Annotated in this window: 18 protein-coding genes, 2 tRNA genes and 1 pseudogene; 10 read left to right on the top strand and 11 right to left on the bottom strand. The window is 74.1% G+C overall.

All coding sequences use genetic code 11. The features are described from left to right. Positions 1-54 precede the first annotated feature (54 nt). The 6 genes from IF27_RS26270 to IF27_RS26245 all read right to left on the bottom strand — a co-directional run bounded on the left by IF27_RS26270 (position 55) and on the right by IF27_RS26245 (position 7,095). On the bottom strand, positions 55-1,044 hold the full coding sequence (locus IF27_RS26270) for a hydroxyacid dehydrogenase (RefSeq protein WP_190233111.1): 990 nt from the start codon (positions 1,042-1,044) through the stop codon (positions 55-57). A 5-nt stretch (positions 1,045-1,049) separates the two neighbouring features. Continuing rightward, positions 1,050-3,083, bottom strand: a complete 2,034-nt coding sequence (locus IF27_RS26265) for a DUF2264 domain-containing protein (RefSeq protein WP_052852266.1) — start codon at positions 3,081-3,083, stop codon at positions 1,050-1,052. Further along, positions 3,080-3,955, bottom strand: a complete 876-nt coding sequence (locus IF27_RS26260; protein WP_052852265.1) for a sugar phosphate isomerase/epimerase family protein — start codon at positions 3,953-3,955, stop codon at positions 3,080-3,082. The genes IF27_RS26265 and IF27_RS26260 overlap by 4 nt, the downstream gene beginning before the upstream one ends. After that, positions 3,952-4,881 (bottom strand): carbohydrate ABC transporter permease, encoded by a 930-nt coding sequence (locus IF27_RS26255; protein ID WP_052852264.1) that lies wholly within the window; start codon positions 4,879-4,881, stop codon positions 3,952-3,954. Before IF27_RS26255 ends, IF27_RS26260 begins: the two co-directional genes overlap by 4 nt. A 4-nt stretch (positions 4,882-4,885) precedes the next feature. Next, positions 4,886-5,752 carry a carbohydrate ABC transporter permease gene (locus IF27_RS26250; RefSeq protein WP_223291226.1) on the bottom strand — a complete coding sequence of 289 codons (867 nt, stop codon included), beginning with the start codon at positions 5,750-5,752 and terminating at the stop codon, positions 4,886-4,888. A 77-nt stretch (positions 5,753-5,829) separates the two neighbouring features. Then, positions 5,830-7,095 carry an extracellular solute-binding protein gene (locus IF27_RS26245; RefSeq protein WP_110946252.1) on the bottom strand — a complete coding sequence of 422 codons (1,266 nt, stop codon included), beginning with the start codon at positions 7,093-7,095 and terminating at the stop codon, positions 5,830-5,832. Between the two features lie 276 nt (positions 7,096-7,371). Here IF27_RS26245 and IF27_RS26240 point away from each other — a divergent pair, with 276 nt between their 5' ends. The 4 genes from IF27_RS26240 (at position 7,372) to IF27_RS26225 (ending at position 10,415) form a co-directional block, all read left to right on the top strand. Further along, positions 7,372-7,962, top strand: coding sequence for a hypothetical protein (locus IF27_RS26240; protein WP_052852261.1), 591 nt, complete (start codon positions 7,372-7,374; stop codon positions 7,960-7,962). 140 nt (positions 7,963-8,102) lie between these two features. After that, on the top strand, positions 8,103-8,972 hold the full coding sequence (locus IF27_RS26235) for an SDR family NAD(P)-dependent oxidoreductase (protein WP_052852260.1): 870 nt from the start codon (positions 8,103-8,105) through the stop codon (positions 8,970-8,972). Between the two features lie 34 nt (positions 8,973-9,006). Then, the gene (locus IF27_RS26230; protein WP_052852259.1) at positions 9,007-9,432 is read left to right on the top strand and encodes a MerR family transcriptional regulator; all 426 of its coding nucleotides are present in this window, start codon (positions 9,007-9,009) and stop codon (positions 9,430-9,432) included. Next, a complete protein-coding gene (locus tag IF27_RS26225; RefSeq protein ID WP_052852258.1) occupies positions 9,432-10,415 on the top strand; it encodes an aldo/keto reductase in 984 nt (327 codons plus the stop codon). The genes IF27_RS26230 and IF27_RS26225 overlap by 1 nt, the downstream gene beginning before the upstream one ends. Before the next feature lie 544 nt (positions 10,416-10,959). Here IF27_RS26225 and IF27_RS26220 read toward each other — a convergent pair. Together IF27_RS26220 and IF27_RS26215 are read right to left on the bottom strand one after the other, a co-directional pair. Then, a tRNA-Ile gene (locus IF27_RS26220) sits at positions 10,960-11,033 on the bottom strand. A 199-nt stretch (positions 11,034-11,232) separates the two neighbouring features. Further along, positions 11,233-11,305 (bottom strand) — tRNA-Asn (locus IF27_RS26215). Positions 11,306-11,473: 168 nt separating this feature from the next. Here IF27_RS26215 and IF27_RS26210 point away from each other — a divergent pair. The 6 genes from IF27_RS26210 (at position 11,474) to IF27_RS26185 (ending at position 17,793) form a co-directional block, all read left to right on the top strand. After that, the gene (locus IF27_RS26210) at positions 11,474-11,737 is read left to right on the top strand and encodes a hypothetical protein (RefSeq protein WP_052852257.1); all 264 of its coding nucleotides are present in this window, start codon (positions 11,474-11,476) and stop codon (positions 11,735-11,737) included. A gap of 183 nt (positions 11,738-11,920) precedes the next feature. After that, positions 11,921-12,766: an SMP-30/gluconolactonase/LRE family protein gene (locus tag IF27_RS26205; protein ID WP_052852256.1), complete on the top strand. Its 846-nt coding sequence runs from the start codon at positions 11,921-11,923 to the stop codon at positions 12,764-12,766. A gap of 127 nt (positions 12,767-12,893) precedes the next feature. After that, complete coding sequence (locus IF27_RS26200; RefSeq protein ID WP_052852255.1) at positions 12,894-14,264, top strand: MFS transporter; 1,371 nt, start codon at positions 12,894-12,896, stop codon at positions 14,262-14,264. A gap of 93 nt (positions 14,265-14,357) precedes the next feature. After that, complete coding sequence (locus tag IF27_RS26195; RefSeq protein WP_052852254.1) at positions 14,358-15,377, top strand: NADP-dependent oxidoreductase; 1,020 nt, start codon at positions 14,358-14,360, stop codon at positions 15,375-15,377. Positions 15,378-15,526: 149 nt separating this feature from the next. Next, positions 15,527-17,272 carry a PHP domain-containing protein gene (locus IF27_RS26190; protein ID WP_052852253.1) on the top strand — a complete coding sequence of 582 codons (1,746 nt, stop codon included), beginning with the start codon at positions 15,527-15,529 and terminating at the stop codon, positions 17,270-17,272. Beyond that, positions 17,269-17,793: a hypothetical protein gene (locus IF27_RS26185; protein ID WP_223291225.1), complete on the top strand. Its 525-nt coding sequence runs from the start codon at positions 17,269-17,271 to the stop codon at positions 17,791-17,793. Before IF27_RS26190 ends, IF27_RS26185 begins: the two co-directional genes overlap by 4 nt. 285 nt (positions 17,794-18,078) lie before the next feature. Here the strand turns inward: IF27_RS26185 and IF27_RS31675 are convergent, their stop codons facing one another. The 3 genes and pseudogenes from IF27_RS31675 to tsaD form a co-directional block, all read right to left on the bottom strand. Further along, complete coding sequence (locus IF27_RS31675; protein ID WP_223291224.1) at positions 18,079-18,819, bottom strand: alanine--tRNA ligase-related protein; 741 nt, start codon at positions 18,817-18,819, stop codon at positions 18,079-18,081. A 90-nt stretch (positions 18,820-18,909) separates the two neighbouring features. Continuing rightward, positions 18,910-19,284, bottom strand: a pseudogene (locus tag IF27_RS32100) (alanine--tRNA ligase-related protein); the annotation flags it as partial. A 116-nt stretch (positions 19,285-19,400) separates the two neighbouring features. After that, positions 19,401-20,501 (bottom strand): tRNA (adenosine(37)-N6)-threonylcarbamoyltransferase complex transferase subunit TsaD, encoded by a 1,101-nt coding sequence (gene tsaD / locus IF27_RS26170; protein WP_052852250.1) that lies wholly within the window; start codon positions 20,499-20,501, stop codon positions 19,401-19,403. Between the last annotated feature and the right edge of the window lie 43 nt (positions 20,502-20,544).

Here is a 20,544-nt window from a genome sequence, read left to right as displayed (position 1 = left end):
CCGGGCCGGGGCCCCGTCACAGGGCCCCGGCCCGGCCGGTCGCGCGCCCGCCCGTCAGGCCAGGCGGTCGTACGTGTCCGCGCGGATCGCGTGCTCCAGCGCCTCGCCGCGCGCGAACCGCTCGATCTCCCGCACCACGATCGCCCCCTGCGTCCTGCGCGAGTGCCGCGTCGCCGCGCCGATGTGCGGGGTCAGCGTCACGTTCGGCAGCGACCACAGCGGGTCGCCCGGCGGCAGCGGCTCCTCGTCGAACACGTCGAGCGCCGCCGAGATCCGCCCCGTGCGCAGCTCCGCGACGAGCGCGGGCCCGTCGATCAGCGCGGACCGCGCCGTGTTGACGAGGACGCCGCCGTCCGGGATCAGCGCGAGCCGCCGCGCGTCCAGCATCCCGCGCGTCTCGTCGGTGACCGGCGCGTGCAGCGCGACGACGGGGCACGTCGCCAACAGCTCGTCGAGCGGCGTCAGGACCACGCCCAGCCGCTCGGCCTCCGCCTGCGGCAGGTACGGGTCGTACACCGGCACGGTCGCCCCCAGCGCCCGCACCAGCTCGACGTACACCCGCCCCACCCGGCTCGCGCCGATGACGCCGATCCGCGTGTCCGCGACCGTCGTGCCCAGCGGCACCGCCTGCGCGGCGGCCCAGTCCTGCCCGCCGCGCATCGCCCGCTCCACGCCGTGCAGCGACCGCAGATGGCCGATCGTGAACCACAGCGCCAGCTCCGCGACCGACCTGGCCATGCCCGCCGCCGCGTGGCTGAGCTGCACCCCGTCCGCCACCAGCGACCTCGGCACGAGCCGCCGCACCGTCCCCGCGCTGTGCGCGACGAGCCGCACGCGGCCCAGCGCCTCGCGCCGCTCCGGCAGCGGCGGCGTGCCCCAGCCCGTCACCAGCACGTCGGCGCGCTGGCGCACGGCCGGGTCGCCGCTGCCGTCCGTCCGCAGCACGACGCCCACGGCGTCGAGCCTGGCGCGCAGCGCCGCGTCGAACAGGTCGTCGGCCAGCTCGTCCCGCAGGTCGAGGGCGATCGTGATCCGTCCCGCCATGCCCGTCACCGCCACGCCGCGACCGCGACGGCGGCCACCGCGTCCATGTCCAGCACGGTGTCCGCGCGGCCACTCGCCCACACGACGCGCACCCGCCCGCCGTCCACCTCGACCCGCGCGCCCGCGTCCTGCGCGGACGGTGCGGCCGTGGCCTCCTCCGTGTCCAGCGACGCCAGCGCGACGTACACGCCGTCGCCCGCCGCGCCGTACAGCTGCGGCACGACGGCCCACGCCCCGTACGCCGTCCCCGCGGGCGCGATCTCGGTGCGCGCCTCGGTCCAGCCGTGCAGCGCGGTCAGCCGCGACGCCAGCGGCGCCCCGTCCACGACCGCCGACACCGCCACCGACGCGTCGCCCAACTCCGTGACCAGCGACTCGGGGTCCGCGCCCGCCACCGCCCAGCCCGACAACCGCACGGGCACGCCAGGCGGCACGTTCCACAGCCGGTGCACGCGCACCTCCCACGCGCCGTCCACCGCCACCGCGCTGTCGATGCGCACCGAAGGCAGCACGGGCCCGCCGGGCGCGTCCGGGCTCGCGTCGAACGGCGCGAACTCCGCGAACCGCGGGCTGTGCCAGGACGCGGCCCAGTTCTCGCCGCCCCCCGCCATGTGGATGCGCCGCCGCACGCTCCAGAGCCCCCGGTAGCGCACGGCGATGTCGTTGTCCGGCGCGTTGTGCAGCGGCGTCGGCCCGGTCCTGGTCGAGTACGCGAGCCGCGCGTACAGCGGGTCGGGCGCCCCGGAGTCCGCCTGGTGCGGCTTGATGTGGTCGCTGCCGTGGTTGTGGACGCGCACGAGGCCGTCCCGCGCGGTGCGCTGCACGAGCAGCCCGGTGGGGACGACGCCGCGCACGAAGTCCTGCCGCTCGTACTCCGGCGCCTCCTCCGTCGCCGTCCACAGGCCGTGGTCCGCCGGGAGCATCAGCGCGGCGAAGCCCTTGGACGCCCAGTAGGGCGAGCCGGGACCCGAGTAGCGCTGGAGCGTCGGCTCGGTGTGCGGCCCGTGCCAGCCGAGGGTGAAGACGCCGTCCGTCGTCGCGCCCCGGTCGAGGAAGTAGCGCAGCCCGGCGGACAGGACGCGCCGCGACTGGCCGTGGCCCAGCGGCGTGCGCCCGGTGTACGCGCCCATCGCGACGGCGGCCAGCGTGCCCGTGCGGTACGTCAGCGACCGGCCGTAGTGCAGGGGCGCGCCGTTGCGGTCGAACGTGGGGGCGTAGCTGCCGAGGAACTCCTCCAGGCGGTCGCCGAGGCGCGTCAGCAGCGCGTCGTCGCCGCGCAGCCCGGCGTGCAGCAGCGGGTAGAGGTGCAGGGCCCAGCCGACGTAGTGGTCGAACGCCTGCCCGTCGCCGTCCGAGTACCAGCCCTCGCCGCGGTACCACTGCTCGATCAGGCCGAGGCCGCGCTCGATGACGTACCGCGTCTCGTCGTCGGGCCGCCCGACGCCTTCGAGGAAGCTCGCGATGGTCAGCGGGAACAGGTACCAGTTGTTGGACGAAGGCTCGTGCCGCAGCGCGTGGCGCAGCCAGGCGTCGAGCCGGTCGCGCTCGTCGGGGGAGAGGCGGTCCCACGAGTCGGCCTTGGTCAGGTGCATGCTCAGCGCGACGGACGCCGCCTCCACGTGCGGCTGCCCGTGCCGCCCGATGTGGCCGATGACCGGCCAGGAGTCGGTGTCGTCGCGGCCCGGGTGCCTGGTGCCCGCGACGACGCCCTCCAGGTAGCGGTCCAGATGGCCGTACGGGTCCGCGCCGCCCTCGCCGACGTGGCGGAACGCGGCCAGCAGGAACGTCCTGGCGAAGCCCTCGATGCCGTCCGTCCGCACGCCCTGCTGGGACGTCGTGCCCGGCAGGTCGATGCGCGCGCCGCCCGGCGAGCGGTAGCGGGCCGCCGACAGCAGCAGGTCGTCCGCCGCGGCCAGCCAGTGCGCGCGGGTCAGGCCGGTGTACGGGCTCAGCTCGCGGTCCTCCGGCGGCGACGGCACCCGGGTCAGCGCGGCGGAGAAGCGGTCGAGTCCTGGCAGTTCGAGCGGCGTCGGGGTCATGCGGGAGGTTCCTCCGGGAGATCGGTCAGGAGCGGCGCGGCCCAGGACCGCGCCGTGGTCAGTGCCTCGTCGAGGCCGGGCAGCTCCGGGTGCCACATCAGCTCCCATTCCAGGGAGAGCGGGCCCGCGTAGCCGTCGGCGCGCAGGGCGGCGGCGAGCGCGTCCACCGGATAGCCGCCCGCGCCCAGTGGGACGGGGACGGGATCGGCGGCCGAGCGCACGTCCTTGATCTGCGCGTACGCCAGCCAGGGCCGCAGCAGCGCGAGGCTTTCCGCGGGCGTCTCGCCGTGCGCCCAGGTGTGGGCGGTGTCCCACACGACGCCGCAGCCGTGGCCCGGCGCGCGCCGGTCGAGGTGGGCGAGGAAGCGGGCGGCGCGGTCGGCGCGTGCGTGCGAGTCGTGCGTCTCGAGGGCGACGGTCACGCCCGCCGCGGCGGCGCGCGGCGCGACGCGCGCCAGGCGTTCCAGCGCGCGCCGCTCCCCCTCGGTCGGGGTGTCGCCGCCGTGCGGCTCCTCGTCGTTCATGAAGACGCGCACGGCGCGCGCCCCGGACGCGGCGGCCAGCTCGACGTGGGCCAGCAGCGCGTCCTCCTGGTCGTCGCCAGGCCCTGCCGACGGCACGCACAGCCGCACGTAGCTGTTCAGCGCGAGCAACGCCACGCCGGACGCGTCCAGTTCCTCCCGCACCCGGGCCACCCGCGCGGCGGGCAGCCCGGTGTGCAGGATCTCGCCCTCGGCGGCCCGCAGTTCGACGTACGGGCAGCCGTGCCGCCGTGCGAGTGCGATCACCTCGGCCAGCGGCGCGCCGGGGCAGCCGAGCGTCGCGAAGCCGAGCCGGTCGCGCGCCGCGCGGGGCGCGGGCAGCGGGGTCATCCCTTCAGGCCCGTGTTGGCCAGGCCCGCGATGAAGTAGCGCTGGCCCAGGACGAACAGCAGGATCATCGGCAGCGTCGCCACCGCCGACATCGCCATCAGGAACGGCCACTGGATGTCGCCGCTCTGCGCGAACGTCGCCAGGCCGAACTGGAGCGGGCGCAGGTCCTCCGAGGCGGTCGCCACCAGGGGCCACAGGAAGCCGTTCCACGCCGACTCCATGTTGAACAGCGCGATCGTCACCAGCGCGGGCTTCGCCAGCGGCATCATGATCCGCAGGAAGATGCCCAGTTCGGACACGCCGTCCACGCGGGCCGCGTCCGCCAGCTCGCCTGGCAGCGAGATGAAGAACTGCCGCGCGAGGAAGACGTACATCGGTCCCGAGACGAACGGGATGATCAGCGCCCACCAGGTGTTGATCCAGCCGGTGCCGCCCGTGCCGAAGATGTCGTTGCCCCCGGCCAGCGGGATGTGGCGCACGACGTGGAACAGCGGCACGATCAGGACCTGGAACGGCACCGTGAGCAGCACGATGAAGTAGTTCAGGAACGTCCTGCTGCCCTTCACCGGCAGGTGCGCCAGCGCGTACCCGGCGGCCGTGGACAGGATCAGCACCGGGATGGTCTGGCCGATCACGACGATGACGCTGTTGCGGAAGTAGGTGCCGAACGGCGCCGCGTCCAGCGCGTCGGTGTAGTTGCGCCACTGGATGCCGTCCGGCAGCCAGGAGAACGCCTCCACCTCGCTCATCGACTTGAAGGACGTCAGCACCATCCACAGGAACGGCGCGACCATCAGCAGTCCGCCGACGGTCAGGGCGACGTAGAGCAGGGCCCGCCCGACGCGGGCGCTCGGGGGCCGGTGCGAGACCGGCTTCTGGGACGGCCGCCCGGCCGTCCGCGCGGGCGCCTCGGTGAGTGTCGCCATGTCGCTACACCTCCTTCCGGTCGCGCTGGGTGAGGCGCCCGATGTAGACGAAGGCGCCGACGATGAGGAGCATCACCACGGTCTCGGCCGCCGCGTAACCGGTGTCGAGCCGCTGGAAGGCGTTGAGGAAGATGTCGAACGCCAGGACGTTGGTCGCGTTGGCGGGACCGCCGTTGGTGGTGACGAACACGAGGTCGAACACCTGGAACGAGGAGGCGATCGAGGTCACCAGCACGAAGAAGTGCGCCGGGGCCAGGGCGGGCCAGGTCACGTTCCAGAAGACCTGCCAGCGGTTCGCGCCGTCCAGGCGCGCCGCCTCGACCAGCTCGGGCGACACGTTCGACAGGGCGGCCAGGTAGAGCACCATCTTGGCGCCGAGGCCTTGCCAGATGCCGATCGCCATCAGCGCGGGCAGCGCCGAGTCGGGATCGGTCAGCCAGCCGGAGCGTGACAGGCCGAGGAAGGACAGCACCTCGTTGCCCAGGCCGCTCGACGGGTTGTAGATCCACAGCCACACCGAGGCCACGGCGACGGTCGAGGTGACGACCGGTATGTAGAAGAGGGTGCGGAAGAGCGCGCGCCCCCTGATGTTCTGGTTCAGGCCGATGGCCACCAGGATGGCGATGGCCATCGCCACCGGCACGACCGCGATCGTGTAGAGGACGGTGTGCCCGACCGCCTTCTTGAACAGCGGGTCGTCCAGCAGCTCGGTGTAGTTGGACAGGCCGATCCACGAGCCGCCGCCGATCACCTTCGTGTCGGTGAAGCTGAGCACGACGACGGTCACGGCCGGGATGGCGATGAAGACGATGGAGTGGAGGAACGCGGGCGCCAGCAGGAACCAGCCGGCTCGGGCCCTTGCCCTCTCCACCCCGCCACGGCGGCGGCGCCGCCGGGCCGGTGAGGAAGCGTTGACGACAGACACGGGGGAAAGCTCCGAACCGGTGGTCATGTTCTGGTCCGAGAGAGGTCGGCCAGTGCGGAGAGGGCGTCTTCGGGGGATGTCTGGCCGAGGAGCGCCTCGTCCAGGGCCCAGCCGCCCGCGGAGCGGAACTCAAGGAAGTTGGTTCCGCCGTATTCCATGATCGCGGAGTCCAGGTGGTCCACCGCGTACGTGCTCGCGGGGTTGCCGCGCACGAAGTCCGAGTCGGCGGCGGCCTTGTCCACCGGCACGCCGACGTCCATCACGGAGATGGCCTCCTGGGTCGCCGGGTCCTGCATCGCGCGGATGAACGCGGCGGCGGCGTCGGGAAGCTCCGACTGCGCGCCCATGGCGGCGATCCGGCCGCCGGTGAACATGGCGCTCTGCTCGTCCTCCAGGCTGAAGTACACGAGGTCGTCGCACTTGTCGGCGCCGATCCCGCCCTCGCCTTCGGAGCAGTCCACGTACGGGCTGGCGAAGCCCATCCCCGCCTGGCCCGCCGTCACGAGCGCGGTCTGCGCCGTGTTCTGGTAGCCGTACTGCGAGGAGCCGTCGGCGATGAGGTCGCGCATCGTGCTCAGCGCGCGTTCGCCCTCGGGGCCGTCGAACCGCGGCTCGGTGTCGTCGAACAGCGTGCCGCCCGCGGCGCCGAGGAAGGCGACGAACTGCTGCCGGTAGCCGCTGGGCTTGGCCCAGAAGTCGAAACCGGCCTGCGTGATGTTGCCGTCCGCGTCGTGCTCGGTGAGCGCCTGCGCGTCCGCCACCAGTTCGTCGAAGTCCCGCGGCGGGCTGTCCGGGTCGAGCCCGGCCGCCTCGAACGCGCTGCGGCTGTACGCCAGCACGCGGGGGTTGGCCACGATCGGGACCCCGTACAGCTCGCCGTCCTGGAGCATCGGCGGGATGAACGAGGGGTACACCGTCTCTTCGAGCTGCTCGGTGCTGAAGCCGTCGTCCTCCAGGCTTCCGATGGCACCGAGTCCGGCGAGCGGCTGGATCCAGCCGACACCGGCGGAGATCACGTCGTAGGTCGTGCCGGCGGCCAGCGAGGTGGCGATCTTGGCGTTGAGGTTGTCGTACGGGACGAAGTCCGCCTCGACCTTCACGTCGGGGTACGACTCGTGGAATATGTCCACGATGTCGTCGTAGACGGCCTGACCTTGATTGTTCGCCGGGAAGTTGGCCAGCAGAACACGGAGAGTGTCGGAGTCTCCGCGGTCCGCCGAGCAGCCGGTCAGCGTCGTGGTCACCGCCGCGAGGGTGGCGAGCACGGCGGCCAAAGCCCTGCCTGACATGCAGTTTCCACCTTCCCAGGGGTGGCGCTTGCCCCATAGCAAGCGCTTTCCGTGGAAGCTAGCACCACGCTTCCCGGGTTTACAAGGCCGTAGCACTCTCGACTTTTACACAGTCCTTTCGATTACTGTGTGACACTGCATGGGGAGAGGTAGGGGCGGGATCGCCCCACCTGGCGGGGCCTCGGACGGCGGTTTCCGGCCGTTTCGAGCCGCGCCGCAGCCGATGCCGGATCCGGTGGGCGGGCCGGCCGAGACAGCGAGGGAGGCGAGGGCGCGATGCGGATCACCTCGGCGCTCACGACCGTGGGGAACGCCCTGATCCTCCAGCTCACGTTCCTGGTCTGCGCGCTCCCGCTGGTCACCTACGGTCCGGCCGCCGTCGCCCTCCAGCGGCAGCTCGCCGAGCAGCGCGACGGGCGGGTGACCGGCGTCGGGAGCTACCTGCGGGAGTTCCGCGCGGCCTGCCGTGAGGCGTGGCCGCTGGGCGTCCTGGTCGCCGCCGCGTCCCTCGGATTCCTGGCGGGCATACCGTTCTGGTACGCCGTGGACGGCCCGCCCGGCGCCGTCGGGCTCGTGCTCCTGGTCGCCCTGCTGGGGCTCGCCGTCGCCTGCTGGCTGGGGCTCCTCCAGGCCGCCGAGCAGCGGCGCGGCACGCACTGGCGCACCTGGCTCGCGCCCGCCGCCGGGCACCTGGCGACCCGGCCGCTGCACTCCGCGTGGGCCGTCGTCCAGTTCCTGACCTGGCTCGCCCTGATGGCCTTCGCGCCCGCCCTGGTCCTCGTCGGCGCCGGGCTGATACCCGCCCTGATCGTCCACTGGACGCTCGGCCAGGACCGGGCCCGCGCCCGCGAGCTGTCCGCCGACTGACCCCGCGCGTGCTCCGGGGAGCGGGTCGCCCATGCCAAGAATTGAACTCACCAGTTCAGTTCAGCTAGCCTGTCGGTTCTCGACGGACGCCTGGCCGGTTCATCCGCCGCGCGTCCCCGCCGACCGGAGGGCAGTTGCGCATGAGCAGGACCTACGTGATCCAGGGCGGCACGGACGGGATCGGCGCCGCCCTCGCCAGGGCGCTGTTCGCGCGCGGCGACCACGCGATCGTGCTGGGCACCGACGCCCGCAAGGGCGCGCTCCTGCTGGCCGAGGCCGCCGACGCGCCCGGCGGCGCCTCGTTCGTGCAGGCCGACCTCGCCCTCGTCGCGAACAACCGCCGCGTCGCCGCCGAGCTGGCCGAGGCCCACCCCGTCATCGACGGCCTCGTCCTGTGCGCGCGCTTCTTCCGCAGCCGCCGCGCCGTCACGGCCGACGGCTTCGAGGACAACTTCGCGCTCTTCTACCTGAGCCGCCTCCTCCTCGGCGAAGGGCTGCGCGCCCCGCTGGAGCGCGCCGCGCGCCCCGTGATCGTCAACGCCGCGGGCCCCGGCCACCCCACCCCGATCGACTGGGCCGACCTCCAGAGCGCCCACGCCTACGACGGCGTCCGCGCGATGTTCCTGACGGGCCGCCTCAACGACCTGCTCGGCGTCACCTTCGCCGAACGCCACGGCGACCGGATCGCGTACGTGCTCTTCCACCCGGGCACGACGGCCACCGGCTTCCGCGGCGCCTACGACGCGCCGACGGCCCGCTTCATCGAGCAGCAGAAGGCGCTCGCCAAGCCCGCGACCGACGTCGTCCCCCCGCTGCTGCGGCTGCTCGACGCGCCCCCGGCCGCCCCGCTCAGCGCCTTCCACCTGGACGCCCCGCTGCCCCTGCGCCCCGACCTCTTCGCGCCCGCCGACGCGGCACGCCTCGCCGAGCTGACCGACGCCCTGCTGCGCGAGATCCCCGCCCGGGGGCCGCGCTCCACGCCGCGTGACGACGGGCCGCCCGCCGTTTGACCTGGTGCGCGCTCCAGGGGGCACGCTGGGAGGCATGAACGAGCTGATCGTCCCGGAGGTCCCGGTCGAGGTCCCGGACGGCGGGCTGTCCATCGGCGACGCCGCGACGGCCTGCGGGCTGAGCATCGACACGCTGCGTTACTACGAGCGGGAGGGGCTCACCCTGTCACCGGCGCAGCGCAACGCCGCCGGGCAGCGCCGCTACGGCGCGGACGACCTCCGCTGGCTCGCCGGTCTCGTCATGCTGCGCGGCACGGGGATGCGGATCGGCGACATCCGCCGCTACACCGAGCTGGCCCGCCGCCCCGGCACCGAGGCCGAGCGCCTGGCGATCCTCGAACGGCACCGCGAGCACGTCCTCGCCCGGATGGCGCAGACCGGCGCGCACCTCGCGGCCGTCGAGCGCAAGATCGCCGCGTACCGGGCGGTCGGCTCCCCGACCGGCAAGGAGAACAGCTGATGAGAACCACCGCACTGGGCAGCCAGGGCCTCACCGTCTCCCGGCAGGGCTTCGGCGCCATGGGGATGAGCGCCTACTACGGCACGGCGGACGAGGCCGAGTCGGTCGCCACGCTGAACCGGGCCGTGGACCTCGGCGTGACGTTCATCGACACGGCCGAGGCGTACGGGCCGTTCGAGAACGAGAAGCTGATCGCCCGCGCCCTCGGCGCGCGCCGCGCCGAGATCGTCCTCGCCACCAAGTTCGCCACCGACTTCGACCAGGAGGGCGCGGCACGTCGGCTCGACGGCCGCCCCGAGCACGTGCGCCGGGCCGTCGAGCGGTCGCTGCGCCACCTGGGGACGGACGTCATCGACCTGTACTACCTGCACCGCGTCGATCCCGGCGTGCCGATCGAGGACACCGTGGGCGCCATGGCGGAGCTGGTCGCGGCGGGCAAGGTCCGCGGCATCGGCCTGTCCGAGGCGTCCGCCGCGACCATCAGGCGCGCACACGCCACGCACCCGCTGACCGCCGTCCAGTCCGAGCTGTCTCTGTTCAGCCAGGACCTGCTGACCAACGGCGTGAAGGACGCGCTGGACGAGCTGGGCATCGGCCTCGTCGCGTTCTCGCCCCTCGGGCGCGGCTTCCTCAGCGGCGCCATCCGCAGCGTGGACGACCTGGCCCCCGACGACGCCAGGCGCGGCCTGCCCCGCTTCTCGCCGGAGAACATCGCGGCGAACCTCGCCCTCGTGGACAAGGTGCGCGACCTGGCCGCCGCGCGCGGCGCCACCGCCGGGCAGATCGCCCTCGCCTGGGCCACCGCGCAGGGCGCCGTCCCGATCCCCGGCACCAAGCGGCGGACGTACCTGGAGGAGAACGCGGCGGCCGACGTGATCGATCTCACCCCGGACGAGCTGCGCGCGCTGGCCGACGCCGTCCCCGTCGAGGCCGTCACCGGCGCCCGCGACACCCCCTCCGGCCTGGCAGCCACCGGCCGCTGACCTGCTCATCGACGGCGACGTTCCGCGAGGCGAACGCGCCGGTTGCGGACCCTGCCCCCGGCTCGTGAGCTCGCCGGGGCCGTCTCCGACGTCGCCCGCGACCAGCTGACCGGCCTCCGCGCGACGGGGGCTTCGCGAAGCGGCTCGTCGGCGCCGACGAGATGGTCCCGTCCACCACCCTCCGGCAGACGCTCGCCGTCTTCCCCGCCCTCCACAGGACGCTGCCCCTCGTCCACGACCGCGTCCGCGAACAACCCACCGACCGGGGATGTCAGTTGTTCGTGCAAGGGGAGCTGTCCGGGGGCGGCACATCTGACACGTCGGCAGCGGGGCCACACACCGTCAGGCCCGGACGGCGACGGCGCCCTCCTCCTCGGCGCCTCCCCGAAGGGCGAGGCGCGCTGTCGGCGTCCGATCAAGCGCGGGAAGGACTTCACGCAACGCCGATAACCGCCAGGGCCCGGGAACTCCCTTGCCGCCGCCCGCCCCTCATGGAAGAGGCCCGCTCGCTCTCCTGGTGGAGGCGGCAGGCCAAAAGGGGGTGTGGGGCGGGTGGGACTCGAACCCACGGCCGACGGATTATGAGTCCGCTGCTCTAACCGGCTGAGCTACCGCCCCGTGACGGCGTGCCGCGTACATCTGTACGCGCCGTCTGCCGCAGCATAGCTGCTCATACGATCTCCCGCCCGGGGCGGGTGCGTCGTACACAGCAAGGGACTACGGGTACGGGGTGATCGGTTCCCGGAGTTCGGGGAGAGATGCGTGAAAACAGCAGAAGGGCCCCGGATGGGGCCCTTCGGTGTAATCCCTGACGATGCTCCCCCGACTGGACTCGAACCAGTAACCTGCCGGTTAACAGCCGGCTGCTCTGCCAATTGAGCTACAGGGGACTGCGCCGCTCGGGTCCGAAGTCTCCGGGGACCGGGGATCGCCCTCGCCGCGCCGCTTACATTAGCGCATCCGCGGGGGTGCTTCGAAATCGGTATCCGGGACATCCGGTTGCCAAGGGCGCGGCACGCCGCGCGAGGATTCGGACCAAGCGAGAAGAGGAGCATCCCATGCGCAAGCTGACATTCATCGCCGGTGCCGCGGTCGGATACGTGCTCGGCGCCCGCGCCGGGCGGGAGCGGTACGAGCAGTTGCGGGCCGCCGCGCGGCGGTTGGCCGAGAACCCCGCCGTGCGCAACGGCGTGGACACCGCGGCGCAGAGCGGGCGGCAGGCCGCGGCGCGCGCGGCCGGTGCGGTGGCGGAACGCGCGGGCGACCGGCTGCCCGACCCCGTCACCAACCGGCTCCGCGCGGTCGGGGAGCGGCGCGGCTGACCCGGCGTCCGGCGCCCGGCGCGCCCCGTCCGGTGCCGGACGATCCGGTCGTTGCCCGCCATGAGCGCGGTGACTACCTTGTCATCGGCAGGAGCGGTGGTCGGCCCGGGACGCGGTGGGCGTGACGCCGGGCGACGGAGCGGCTCGGCCGTGACGGGCCGTGGTGGGTGTAGGGAAGAGACCATGATCGAAATCGCGGTGGCCGCGCACGCCGAGCTGGGCGCGGGGCCGACCTGGGACCCGGTGGCGCGGCGCCTGATCTGGGTGGACGTCCTCACCGCCCGCGTCCATCTCTCCGACCCCGCCACCGGCCGCCAGACGGTGCTCGACACGGGGCAGCACGTCGGCGCCGCCAAGCCGCGCGAGGGCGGCGGCCTGGTGGTCAACCTCCGTGACGGCGTGGGCCTGTACGACGCGTCGGGCGGGTTCTCCTGGCTGGCCGAGGACGCGGTGCCCGGCAGGCGGGGCAACGGCGCGGCGGTCGCCCCCGACGGCGCCCTGTGGGCCGGGACCGTGCGCGACGACGAGGAGAAGGGCGGCGGCGCGCTCACCCGCGTCGCGCCCGACGGCACGGCCGAGACGGTCGTGCCGGACGCGACCGCCGCGGGCGGCACCGGCTGGAGCCCGGACGGCTCGCTGATGTACTGGACCGACAGCCCGACCCGCCGCATCGACGTCTTCACCGTGACCGACGACGGCCGGGTCCGTGACCGCAGGCCGTTCGTGGACACGGCCGACCTCACCGGCTCGCCCGACGGGATGACCGTGGACGCCGAGGGCTGCGTATGGGCCGCGTTCCGCAACGGCGGCGCCGTCCACCGCTTCACCCCGGACGGCGCGCTCGACCTCACGGTGGAGGTGCCCGTCTCGCGCCCCACCGCCTGCGCGTTCGGCGGCACCGACCTGACGGACCTGTACATCACCACCGCCCGCACGGGTCTCGCGCCGGGCGCCGAGCCCGCCGCCGGTTCGGTGCTGGTGCTGCCCGGCGCCGGGCAGGGGCTGCCGCAGCCCGCCTTCCGCGGCTGAGCCGCCCGGCACTCGACCCTCCGTCGGCAGATCGTCTGTCAGTAGATTATTTGCGTGCCGCTCATCGACTTTATATGCTCACCGATCATCTGCGGACAGACAGTCCGCGCCAAGATGGAGGTCTGGCATGGACAAGCCGGCTGGCCGCCGCGGGGCGGCTCTGCTGCTGCTGTGCACCGCGGTGTTCCTCGACTCGATGGACCTGTCGCTGATGGGGGTCGCCCTCCCCGCCATCGGACGCGACCTCGCGCTCTCGGAGGGCACGCTCCAGTGGCTGGTGTCCGGATACGCCGTCACCTACGGCGGGTTCCTGCTGCTGGGCGGACGGCTGGCCGACCTGTTCGGCCGCCGCCGTGTCTTCCTGCTGTCCCTGGCCGTCTTCGCGGCGGCGAGCCTGGTCGGCGGCCTGCTGTCGGACGGCTGGCCGCTGGTCGTCACCCGGGTCGTCAAGGGGCTCGCCGCCGCGCTGACCGCCCCCGCCGCCCTGTCGCTGATCACCACGACGTTCCCCGAGGGAGCCGCCCGCAACCGGGCCCTCGGCGTGTACGCGCTGGCGGGCGCCAGCGGCTACAGCGGCGGGCTCATCGCCTCCGGGCTGCTCACCGAGGTCAACTGGCGCCTCGTGTTCTTCCTGCCGGTGCCGATAGCCCTGCTGGTCCTGGCCCTCGCCCCCTCGGTGCTGCCGGGACGCGACCGCCCCACCGGCGCCCGTGACTTCGACGCCGTCGGCGCCGCCACCGTCACCGGGGGCGTGCTCCTGCTGGTCTACGCGCTCACCGAGACCTCCTGGCAGGCGGGCCTCGGCGCCGCCGCGCTGCTGGGCGCCTTCTTCGCCGTCGAACGGCGGCAGCGCCACCCGCTCGTCCCGCTGCGGGTGTTCAGGTCCCCGGCGCTCACGACCGCCAACCTCGCCGCGCTCGCCTGGGCCTGCGCCACCATCGGTTGGCAGTTCACCGCCGTCCTCTACCTCGAACAGGTCCTGGACTACGGCCCGTCGGGCACGGGCCTCGGCATCGTGCCGATGGGCCTCGCCATCGTGGTGACGGCCAACCTGGCCGGGCGGGTGATCGCCCGCTGGGGGCTCGGGCGCACCGCCGCCGTGGGCATGCTGGTCCAGGCCGCCGGGATCCTGCTCTTCCTGCGGGCGGGCGACTCCGCCGACTACGCGACCGTGCTGCTGCCCGCGCTGCTGGTGCACGGCATCGGGAACGGCCTGTCCTTCCCGAGCCTGAACATCGCCGCCGTGGGCGCCCTGCCCGCCGAGCAGCAGGGCCTCGCCTCCGGCCTGATCACGTCCTCCCTCCAGATCGGCGCGGGCATCGGCGTGGCCGTGCTCGCCGCGCTCATGGCGGCGGGCGGCCCCGGCATCGACGGCTACCGGCTCGCCTTCCTCGCGGCGGGCTGCTTCTCGCTCGTGGGCGCCGTCCTGGCCTACGCCGGACTGCGCCCCGCCCGCACCACCACCGCCACCGCCGGTGAGGCACCCACCCCCGCGTGAACGGCCGTACGCGCGCCCCGGCCGGGGTCCGCGGGGCCATGATGGGTGAACCAGCGTTCACCCGCCCCCCCCGACCCCAGCCGGAGGCACGCCATGACCGCCACCCCGCCCGCCACCACCCGTGCCTGGCATCTCGTCTCCCGCCCGCACGGCTGGCCGGCGCCGGAGAACTTCGCCCTGCGCGAGATCCCCGTCCAGCCCCCGGGCCCCGGCGAACTGCTCGTCAGGAACGTCGTCATGTCCGTCGATCCGGCCATGCGCGGCCGGATGAACGACGTGAAGTCCTACGCCCCGCCGTTCCGGCTCGACGAGCCGATGTACGGCGGCGCGGTCGGCGAGGTCGTCACCTCGGAGGACCCCGACTTCGCCCCGGGCGACCACGTGCTGCACCAGTTCGGCTGGCGCGAGCACGCGACCCTGCCCGCCCGGCAGGCCACGAAGGTCGCCGCCGCGGACGGCGTGCCGCTCAGCTCCTACCTCGGCGTCCTCGGCACGACCGGCCTCACCGCCTACGCCGGGCTGCTGGAGACCGGCGGGCTGCGCCGGGGCGACCGCGTCTTCATCTCAGGCGCGGCCGGGGCGGTCGGCAGCCAGGCCGGGCAGATCGCCCGCCTCAAGGGCGCCGCACGCGTCATCGGCAGCGCGGGCTCGGACGACAAGGTGCGGGTGCTGCTGGACGAGTACGGTTTCGACGCCGCGTTCAACTACCGCAACGGGCCGGTGGCGGAACAGCTCGCCCAGGCCGCCCCTGACGGCATCGACCTCTACTTCGACAACGTCGGCGGCGACCACCTGGAGGCCGCCATCGGCGCCCTGACGGTCCACGGACGCGCCGTCATCTGCGGCATGATCGCCCACTACAACGCCACCGAGCCCCCGGCGGCGCCGCGCAACCTCTCCCAGGTCATCGGCAAGCGGCTGCGCCTCGAAGGCATGCTCGTCCTCGACCACCTCGCGCTGCGGCCCACGTTCGTCGAGGAGGTCGGCGGCTGGCTGCGCTCCGGCGCGCTGGTGAGCCACGAGACGCGGCGTGAGGGCATCGACCGGGCCGTGGACGCCTTCCTCGGCATGCTGCGCGGCGAGAACACCGGGAAGATGGTCGTGGGCCTCTGACCGGACCCTCGGGTCATTTCCGGCCAGCGGGGCCGGAATCCGGACAGGCGATCGGTGGCTCCCCGACCGGTGGGCAACACCTGGCGTTCACACGGCGCGAACAGAGTGCGTGCGGCAGAAGTACAGCCATGAACCACTGGGAGCGCGCCATGGGGCACGGACACCACCACCACGACCACGACCACGAGCACCCGCACGGCCACGACCACGAGCACCCGCACGGCCACGACCACGGTCACAGCCACGACCACGACACCGGCCCGCTGCCCGCGGCCTTCGACACCTCCGTGCCCGACAGCGAGCTGACGCCCGACCAGCTGTCCCGCCGCGGCATGCTGCGCCGCGCCGGTCTGCTGGGCGCCGGTGTCGCGGGCGCGGGCGTCCTCGCCGGAACGGGCGCGGGCGCGGCCTCCGCGCACGGCCGGGGCAACGGTGGCGGCGGCAACCGTCTCCAGTGGCTCGCGGGCGACCACCACATCCACACGCAGTACAGCCCCGACGGCCAGTACCGCGTCGTGGACCAGGTCGGCAACGGCGCCCGCTACGGCCTCGACTGGATGGTCATCACCGACCACGGCAGCGTCACGCACAACCGCATCGGCGTCGAGAAGGTCAACCCCGACATCAAGCGGGCGCGGGACACCTACAAGGACACCCTGGTCTTCCAGGGCCTTGAGTGGAACATCCCGGCCGCCGAGCACGGCACCGTCTTCGTCCACCCGGGCGACAACGAGGTCGAGGTCCTCAAGCAGTTCGAGGCCGGTTACGACGGCAGCGTCATGAACGCCTCGGCGAACACCCCGGCCAACGAGGCGCTGGCCATCTCCGGCCTGAACTTCCTCGCCCGCCAGGTCCAGCGCCGCAAGGTCAAGGACGCCCTCATGCTCGCCAACCACCCGGCGCGCCAGGGCGTGGACTCCCCGCACGAGATCCGGGGCTGGCGCGACGCGCAGCCGAGCATCGCCGTCGGCTTCGAGGGCGCGCCGGGGCACCAGGCCGCCGGTATCCCCGCCCCGCACGGCGCCGGGAGCGGCCGTGGCTTCTACAGCGGCAGCCCGGGCGCCAACTCCTTCCCCGGCTACCCGGCCGAGAGCTACCGCACCTGGGGCGGCTTCGACTGGATGACGGCGACCGTCGGCGGCCTGTGGGACAGCCTGCTGTCCGAGGGCAAGCCCTGGTGGATCACCGCCAACTCCGACTCGCACGTCAACTACGCCGACACCTCGGACCGTCCCGACGACACGAACTTCGACCGCGACGGCTTCCACGGCGCCCCGGTCTACCGGGGCAGCGGCCTGAACCTGACCGCGGGCGACTTCTGGCCCGGCCAGTACAGCCGCACGCACGTCGGCGCCTACGGCTTCTCCTACGCCGCCGTCATGCAGGGCATCCGCGAAGGCCGCGTCTGGGTGGACCACGGCGGGCTGATCTCCGGCCTGAAGGCCGAGCTGCGCTCCGGCAGCCGCTCCGCGACGCTGGGCGGCACGCTCCACGTCCGCCGCGGTTCGCAGGTCGAGCTGAGCATCGAGATAGCGCTGACCTCCTTCCCGAACGCCGCGCAGTTCGTGCCCAAGCTGGCCCGCGTGGACGTCATCCGCGGCCTCGTCACCGGCCGCGCCCGCGACCGTGACACGTTCCACGCCCCGGAGACCAAGGTCGCGAAGTCCTGGGAGGTGGACAAGGAGCAGGGCGTCCTGCGCCTCACCCACCGCCTCGGCCGCGTGGACCGCCCCGGTTACGTCCGCCTGCGCGGCACCGACGGCAAGCGCAGCCAGCCGGGCCTGAACGGCGCCGCCGTGGACCCGGCGGGTCCCGCGCTCGACGTCCTCGGCGACGCCGACCCGTGGCTCGACCTGTGGTTCTACTCCAACCCGATCTGGGTCGTCACCGAGTGACCGCCGTCGGCCTCACCGGCGGGATCACCACCCTCCAGCGGGCCGACCACCTGCTGCACCGGCTGGCGGGGCACCTCCCGCTGCCGGTCGGCGCGTACGCCTCGACGCACCTGGTGCGCGACCCGGACCCGGGCGTCGCCCTGGCCCTGGTGCTCCCCGGCGCCGTCCCCGGCCGTCTGGCCGGGGCGGCGGCCGAGGAGGGCCTGACGGTCGTCACCGACGCGCCGTGGCTCACCGACGCGGCGCGCCGCACGGCGGGCAGGGCGGTCGTCTTCCCCGGCTCCGACACGCTGACGGGCAGCCTCACCCTGGCCGACCTGTACGCGACCACCGCCGTGGACCGCGCCGAGGTCCTGGGCGGCGGCGTCCCCGACCCCGAGGCGTTCCTCGACACCCGCGACCACGTCAGGCCGCAGTGGGAGGGCGACGGGCTGCTGCTGCGGCTCATGCCCGCGCGCGGCGGCCGGTACGTGCCCTTCGAGATCCCCGACCCGCATCCGTGCTGCGGCGGGCACGGCTGACCCAACCCGGGGTCAGCGCCGCCCGCCGAGCAGGCCAGGCAGCGAGGCGAGGGCGGCGTCCAGCCCGGACACGGGCAGGCCGCCGCCCTGCGCCACGCCCGCGTTCCCGCCGCCACGACCGTCGCCCGCCGCCCGTCGTGCGCGCCGACCGCGACCACGCCGGGCTCGTGCCCAGGCAGCCGCCCGAGCACGGCCTCGGCCAGCGGGCGCGCCCCGGCCGCCCCCACGTTCTCCACCGCCGTCACCAGCAGCACGCCGCCCACCGGCCGCGCGGCGGCGGCCAGTTCACGGGCCCGCGCCGCCGTCGCCCGCCCGGCGAGGCGCACGGCCCTGCGGTCGGCCTCCTTCAGCCGTTCGAGCAGCGCCCCGACGCGCTCGGCCAGTTCGGCGCGCGGCGCCCGTACCTGCGCGCGCGAGGTAGGCGAAGCCCTCGAAGCCCGTCGCCGCCTCCAGCCGCCGCAGCCCGGCCCCGACCGACGACTCGCCGGTCAGCGCGACGACGCCGATCTGCGACGCGTGCGCGACATGCGTGCCGCCGCACAGCTCCCGCGACCACGCGCCGCCGATCTCCACGACCCGCACGTCCTCGCCGTACGTCTCGCCGAAAAGCGCCAGCGCCCCGATCCGCCGCGCCTCCGCCAGCGGCATCCGCCGCACCTCGCCCTCCTGCCTGGTGGCGGCCGACAGCGCGCCGCGCCACGGGAGGTCGAGCCGCAGGTAGCCGGGCCGGTTGTACGCGCCGGGCTGGAGGGCGGCCGGGCCGAGCACCTGGCGTACGGCGGCGTGCAGGACGTGCGTGCCCGAGTGGGCCTGCCGCGCGCCGAGCCGCCACTCGGGGTCAACGGCGGCCGTGACCTCGTCGCCAGGCGCCAGCTCCCCGGCGAGCACGCGCACCTGATGGGTGACCAGGCCGGGCAGCGGGCGCTGCACGTCCAGCACCTCGGCCTCGGCCGACGCCGCCGTGAGCCGCCCGGCGTCGCTGTCCTGGCCGCCCGACTCGGCGTGGAACGGCGTGCGGTCGAGCACCACCGTGACGCTCCGCCCCTCGGCCGCCGACGCCCTGTTCCGCGGCCATCTCCAGCGTGAGATCGACGGGGAAGCCGTACGTGTCGTGCAGCAGGAACGCCCGCGCGCCCGGCAGCGTCGTGCCGCCCGCGCGCCGTACCTCGGCGACGGTCGTGTCCAGCATGGCCATGCGTTCGGCGCCCATGCCGGTGTCGATGCTGCGGCGTGGCAGGTCGCCGAGGATCGGGAAGCCGGTCCTGCCCGCGCCTTCGCCGCGCTCGTACTCCATGAAGACGAGGTTCCAGAACTCCATGAACCTGTCCTCGTCCACGGCCGGGCCGCCCTCGGGGCCGAACGCCGGCCCCGGTCGTAGTTACAGCTCGGAGCACGGCCGCAGGGCCCCGGCACGCCCATCGACCAGAAGTGGCCCTCGTCGCCCCGGCGCACGATCCGCTCCGGCAGCAGCCCGGCGATCCGCCGCCACAACTCGGCCGCCTCGTCGTCCGCGTGGTGCGCGGTCGCCGAAGGAGAAGTTGCCGTTCATCTGGAAGAACGAGCCGTGCCGCGTCGTGCGCCCGACCTCCTCGACGCGGTGAGCACGGTCAGACGGACCTTCCCATGGCGGCGGCCGGGGCCGGGTGGAGCGCGGCCCGTTCGAGGGGCGCCGAGGGATCGACGGTGACGGCCAGCGGGTCGGGCGCGGGCGGTTCCCCCGCCCGTACCAGGAGGTCGCCGACGGCGGCGATCATCGCGCCGTTGTCGGTGCACAGCGACGGCGGCGGCACGCGCAGGGCGATCCCCGCCGCCGCGCAGCGCGCCGCGGCCAGGGCGCGCACCCGCGAGTTGGCCGCGACACCGCCCACGACGACGAGCGTCCCCACGCCGTGCGCGCGGCAGGCGGCGACGGCCTTGCGCGTCAGCACGTCGGCCACGGCCTCCTGGATCGCGGCGGCGCCGTCGGCCAGCGGGAGCGGCGTGCCCGTGGCGTGGTGCCGTTCTGCCCAGCGCGCGGCGGCGGTCTTCAGCCCCGAGAAGGAGAAGGCGTACGTGTGCGCCGCCTCGCCGCCACCGCCGCTGCCGCCGCCCGTCAGTGGCCTGGGGAACGCGACCGCCGCCGGATCGCCGCCGCGCGCGGCCAGGTCGATGGCCGGTCCGCCGGGGTAGGGCAGCCCGAGGACGCGGGCCACCTTGTCGAAGCACTCGCCCGCCGCGTCGTCCAGCGTGTCGCCGAGGTGGTCGATACGGTCGCGCGCCAGGTCGCGTACGAGCAGCAGCGACGTGTGCCCGCCCGAGACGATCAGCACCACGCACGGGTCGGGCAGCGGCCCGTGCTCCAGCGTGTCGGCCGCCACGTGCCCGGCGAGGTGGTGCACCCCGTACAGCGGCACGTCCAGCGCGTACGCCAGCGCCTTGGCCGCCGACACCCCGACGTGCAGCGCGCCCGCCAGGCCGGGCCCCGCCGTGACGGCGACGGCCCCGACGTCCCGCAGGCTCAGGCCCGCGTCGGCCAGGGCGCGGTCCACCACGGGCGTCATCGCCTGGACGTGCGCGCGGGCCGCGATCTCGGGGACGACGCCGCCGAACCTGACGTGCTCCGCCATGCTGCTGGCGACGGCCTGCCCGAGCAGGCGGCCGTCCCTGACCAGCCCTGCGCCCGTCTCGTCGCACGACGACTCGATGCCGAGCACCACAGCGCCACCCATACGCGCCCGCCTCCTGCGCTCTGTTTGTTGTTGCACATTCTAT

It is taken from the genome of Streptomyces avicenniae, from assembly GCF_000719135.1.
GTDB classification, from domain to species: Bacteria; Actinomycetota; Actinomycetes; order Streptomycetales; family Streptomycetaceae; genus Streptomyces; species Streptomyces avicenniae.
The sequence above is the reverse complement of the archived record's forward strand: the minus strand, read 5'-3'. Positions and strand labels throughout refer to the sequence as shown.

Excerpts from the sequence above, each read along its gene's own strand:
- IF27_RS26190 (WP_052852253.1), top strand. The coding sequence starts at position 15,527 with ATGGGGCACGGACACCACCACCACGACCACGACCACGAGCACCCGCAC.
- IF27_RS26195 (WP_052852254.1), top strand. The coding sequence starts at position 14,358 with ATGACCGCCACCCCGCCCGCCACCACCCGTGCCTGGCATCTCGTCTCC.
- IF27_RS26245 (WP_110946252.1), bottom strand. The coding sequence starts at position 7,095 with ATGTCAGGCAGGGCTTTGGCCGCCGTGCTCGCCACCCTCGCGGCGGTG.
- IF27_RS26200 (WP_052852255.1), top strand. The coding sequence starts at position 12,894 with ATGGACAAGCCGGCTGGCCGCCGCGGGGCGGCTCTGCTGCTGCTGTGC.
- IF27_RS26225 (WP_052852258.1), top strand. The coding sequence starts at position 9,432 with ATGAGAACCACCGCACTGGGCAGCCAGGGCCTCACCGTCTCCCGGCAG.
- IF27_RS26210 (WP_052852257.1), top strand. The coding sequence starts at position 11,474 with ATGCGCAAGCTGACATTCATCGCCGGTGCCGCGGTCGGATACGTGCTC.
- IF27_RS26255 (WP_052852264.1), bottom strand. The coding sequence starts at position 4,881 with ATGGCGACACTCACCGAGGCGCCCGCGCGGACGGCCGGGCGGCCGTCC.
- IF27_RS26260 (WP_052852265.1), bottom strand. The coding sequence starts at position 3,955 with ATGACCCCGCTGCCCGCGCCCCGCGCGGCGCGCGACCGGCTCGGCTTC.
- IF27_RS26240 (WP_052852261.1), top strand. The coding sequence starts at position 7,372 with ATGCGGATCACCTCGGCGCTCACGACCGTGGGGAACGCCCTGATCCTC.
- tsaD (WP_052852250.1), bottom strand. The coding sequence starts at position 20,501 with ATGGGTGGCGCTGTGGTGCTCGGCATCGAGTCGTCGTGCGACGAGACG.
- IF27_RS26265 (WP_052852266.1), bottom strand. The coding sequence starts at position 3,083 with ATGACCCCGACGCCGCTCGAACTGCCAGGACTCGACCGCTTCTCCGCC.
- IF27_RS26230 (WP_052852259.1), top strand. The coding sequence starts at position 9,007 with ATGAACGAGCTGATCGTCCCGGAGGTCCCGGTCGAGGTCCCGGACGGC.
- IF27_RS26205 (WP_052852256.1), top strand. The coding sequence starts at position 11,921 with ATGATCGAAATCGCGGTGGCCGCGCACGCCGAGCTGGGCGCGGGGCCG.
- IF27_RS26270 (WP_190233111.1), bottom strand. The coding sequence starts at position 1,044 with ATGGCGGGACGGATCACGATCGCCCTCGACCTGCGGGACGAGCTGGCC.
- IF27_RS26235 (WP_052852260.1), top strand. The coding sequence starts at position 8,103 with ATGAGCAGGACCTACGTGATCCAGGGCGGCACGGACGGGATCGGCGCC.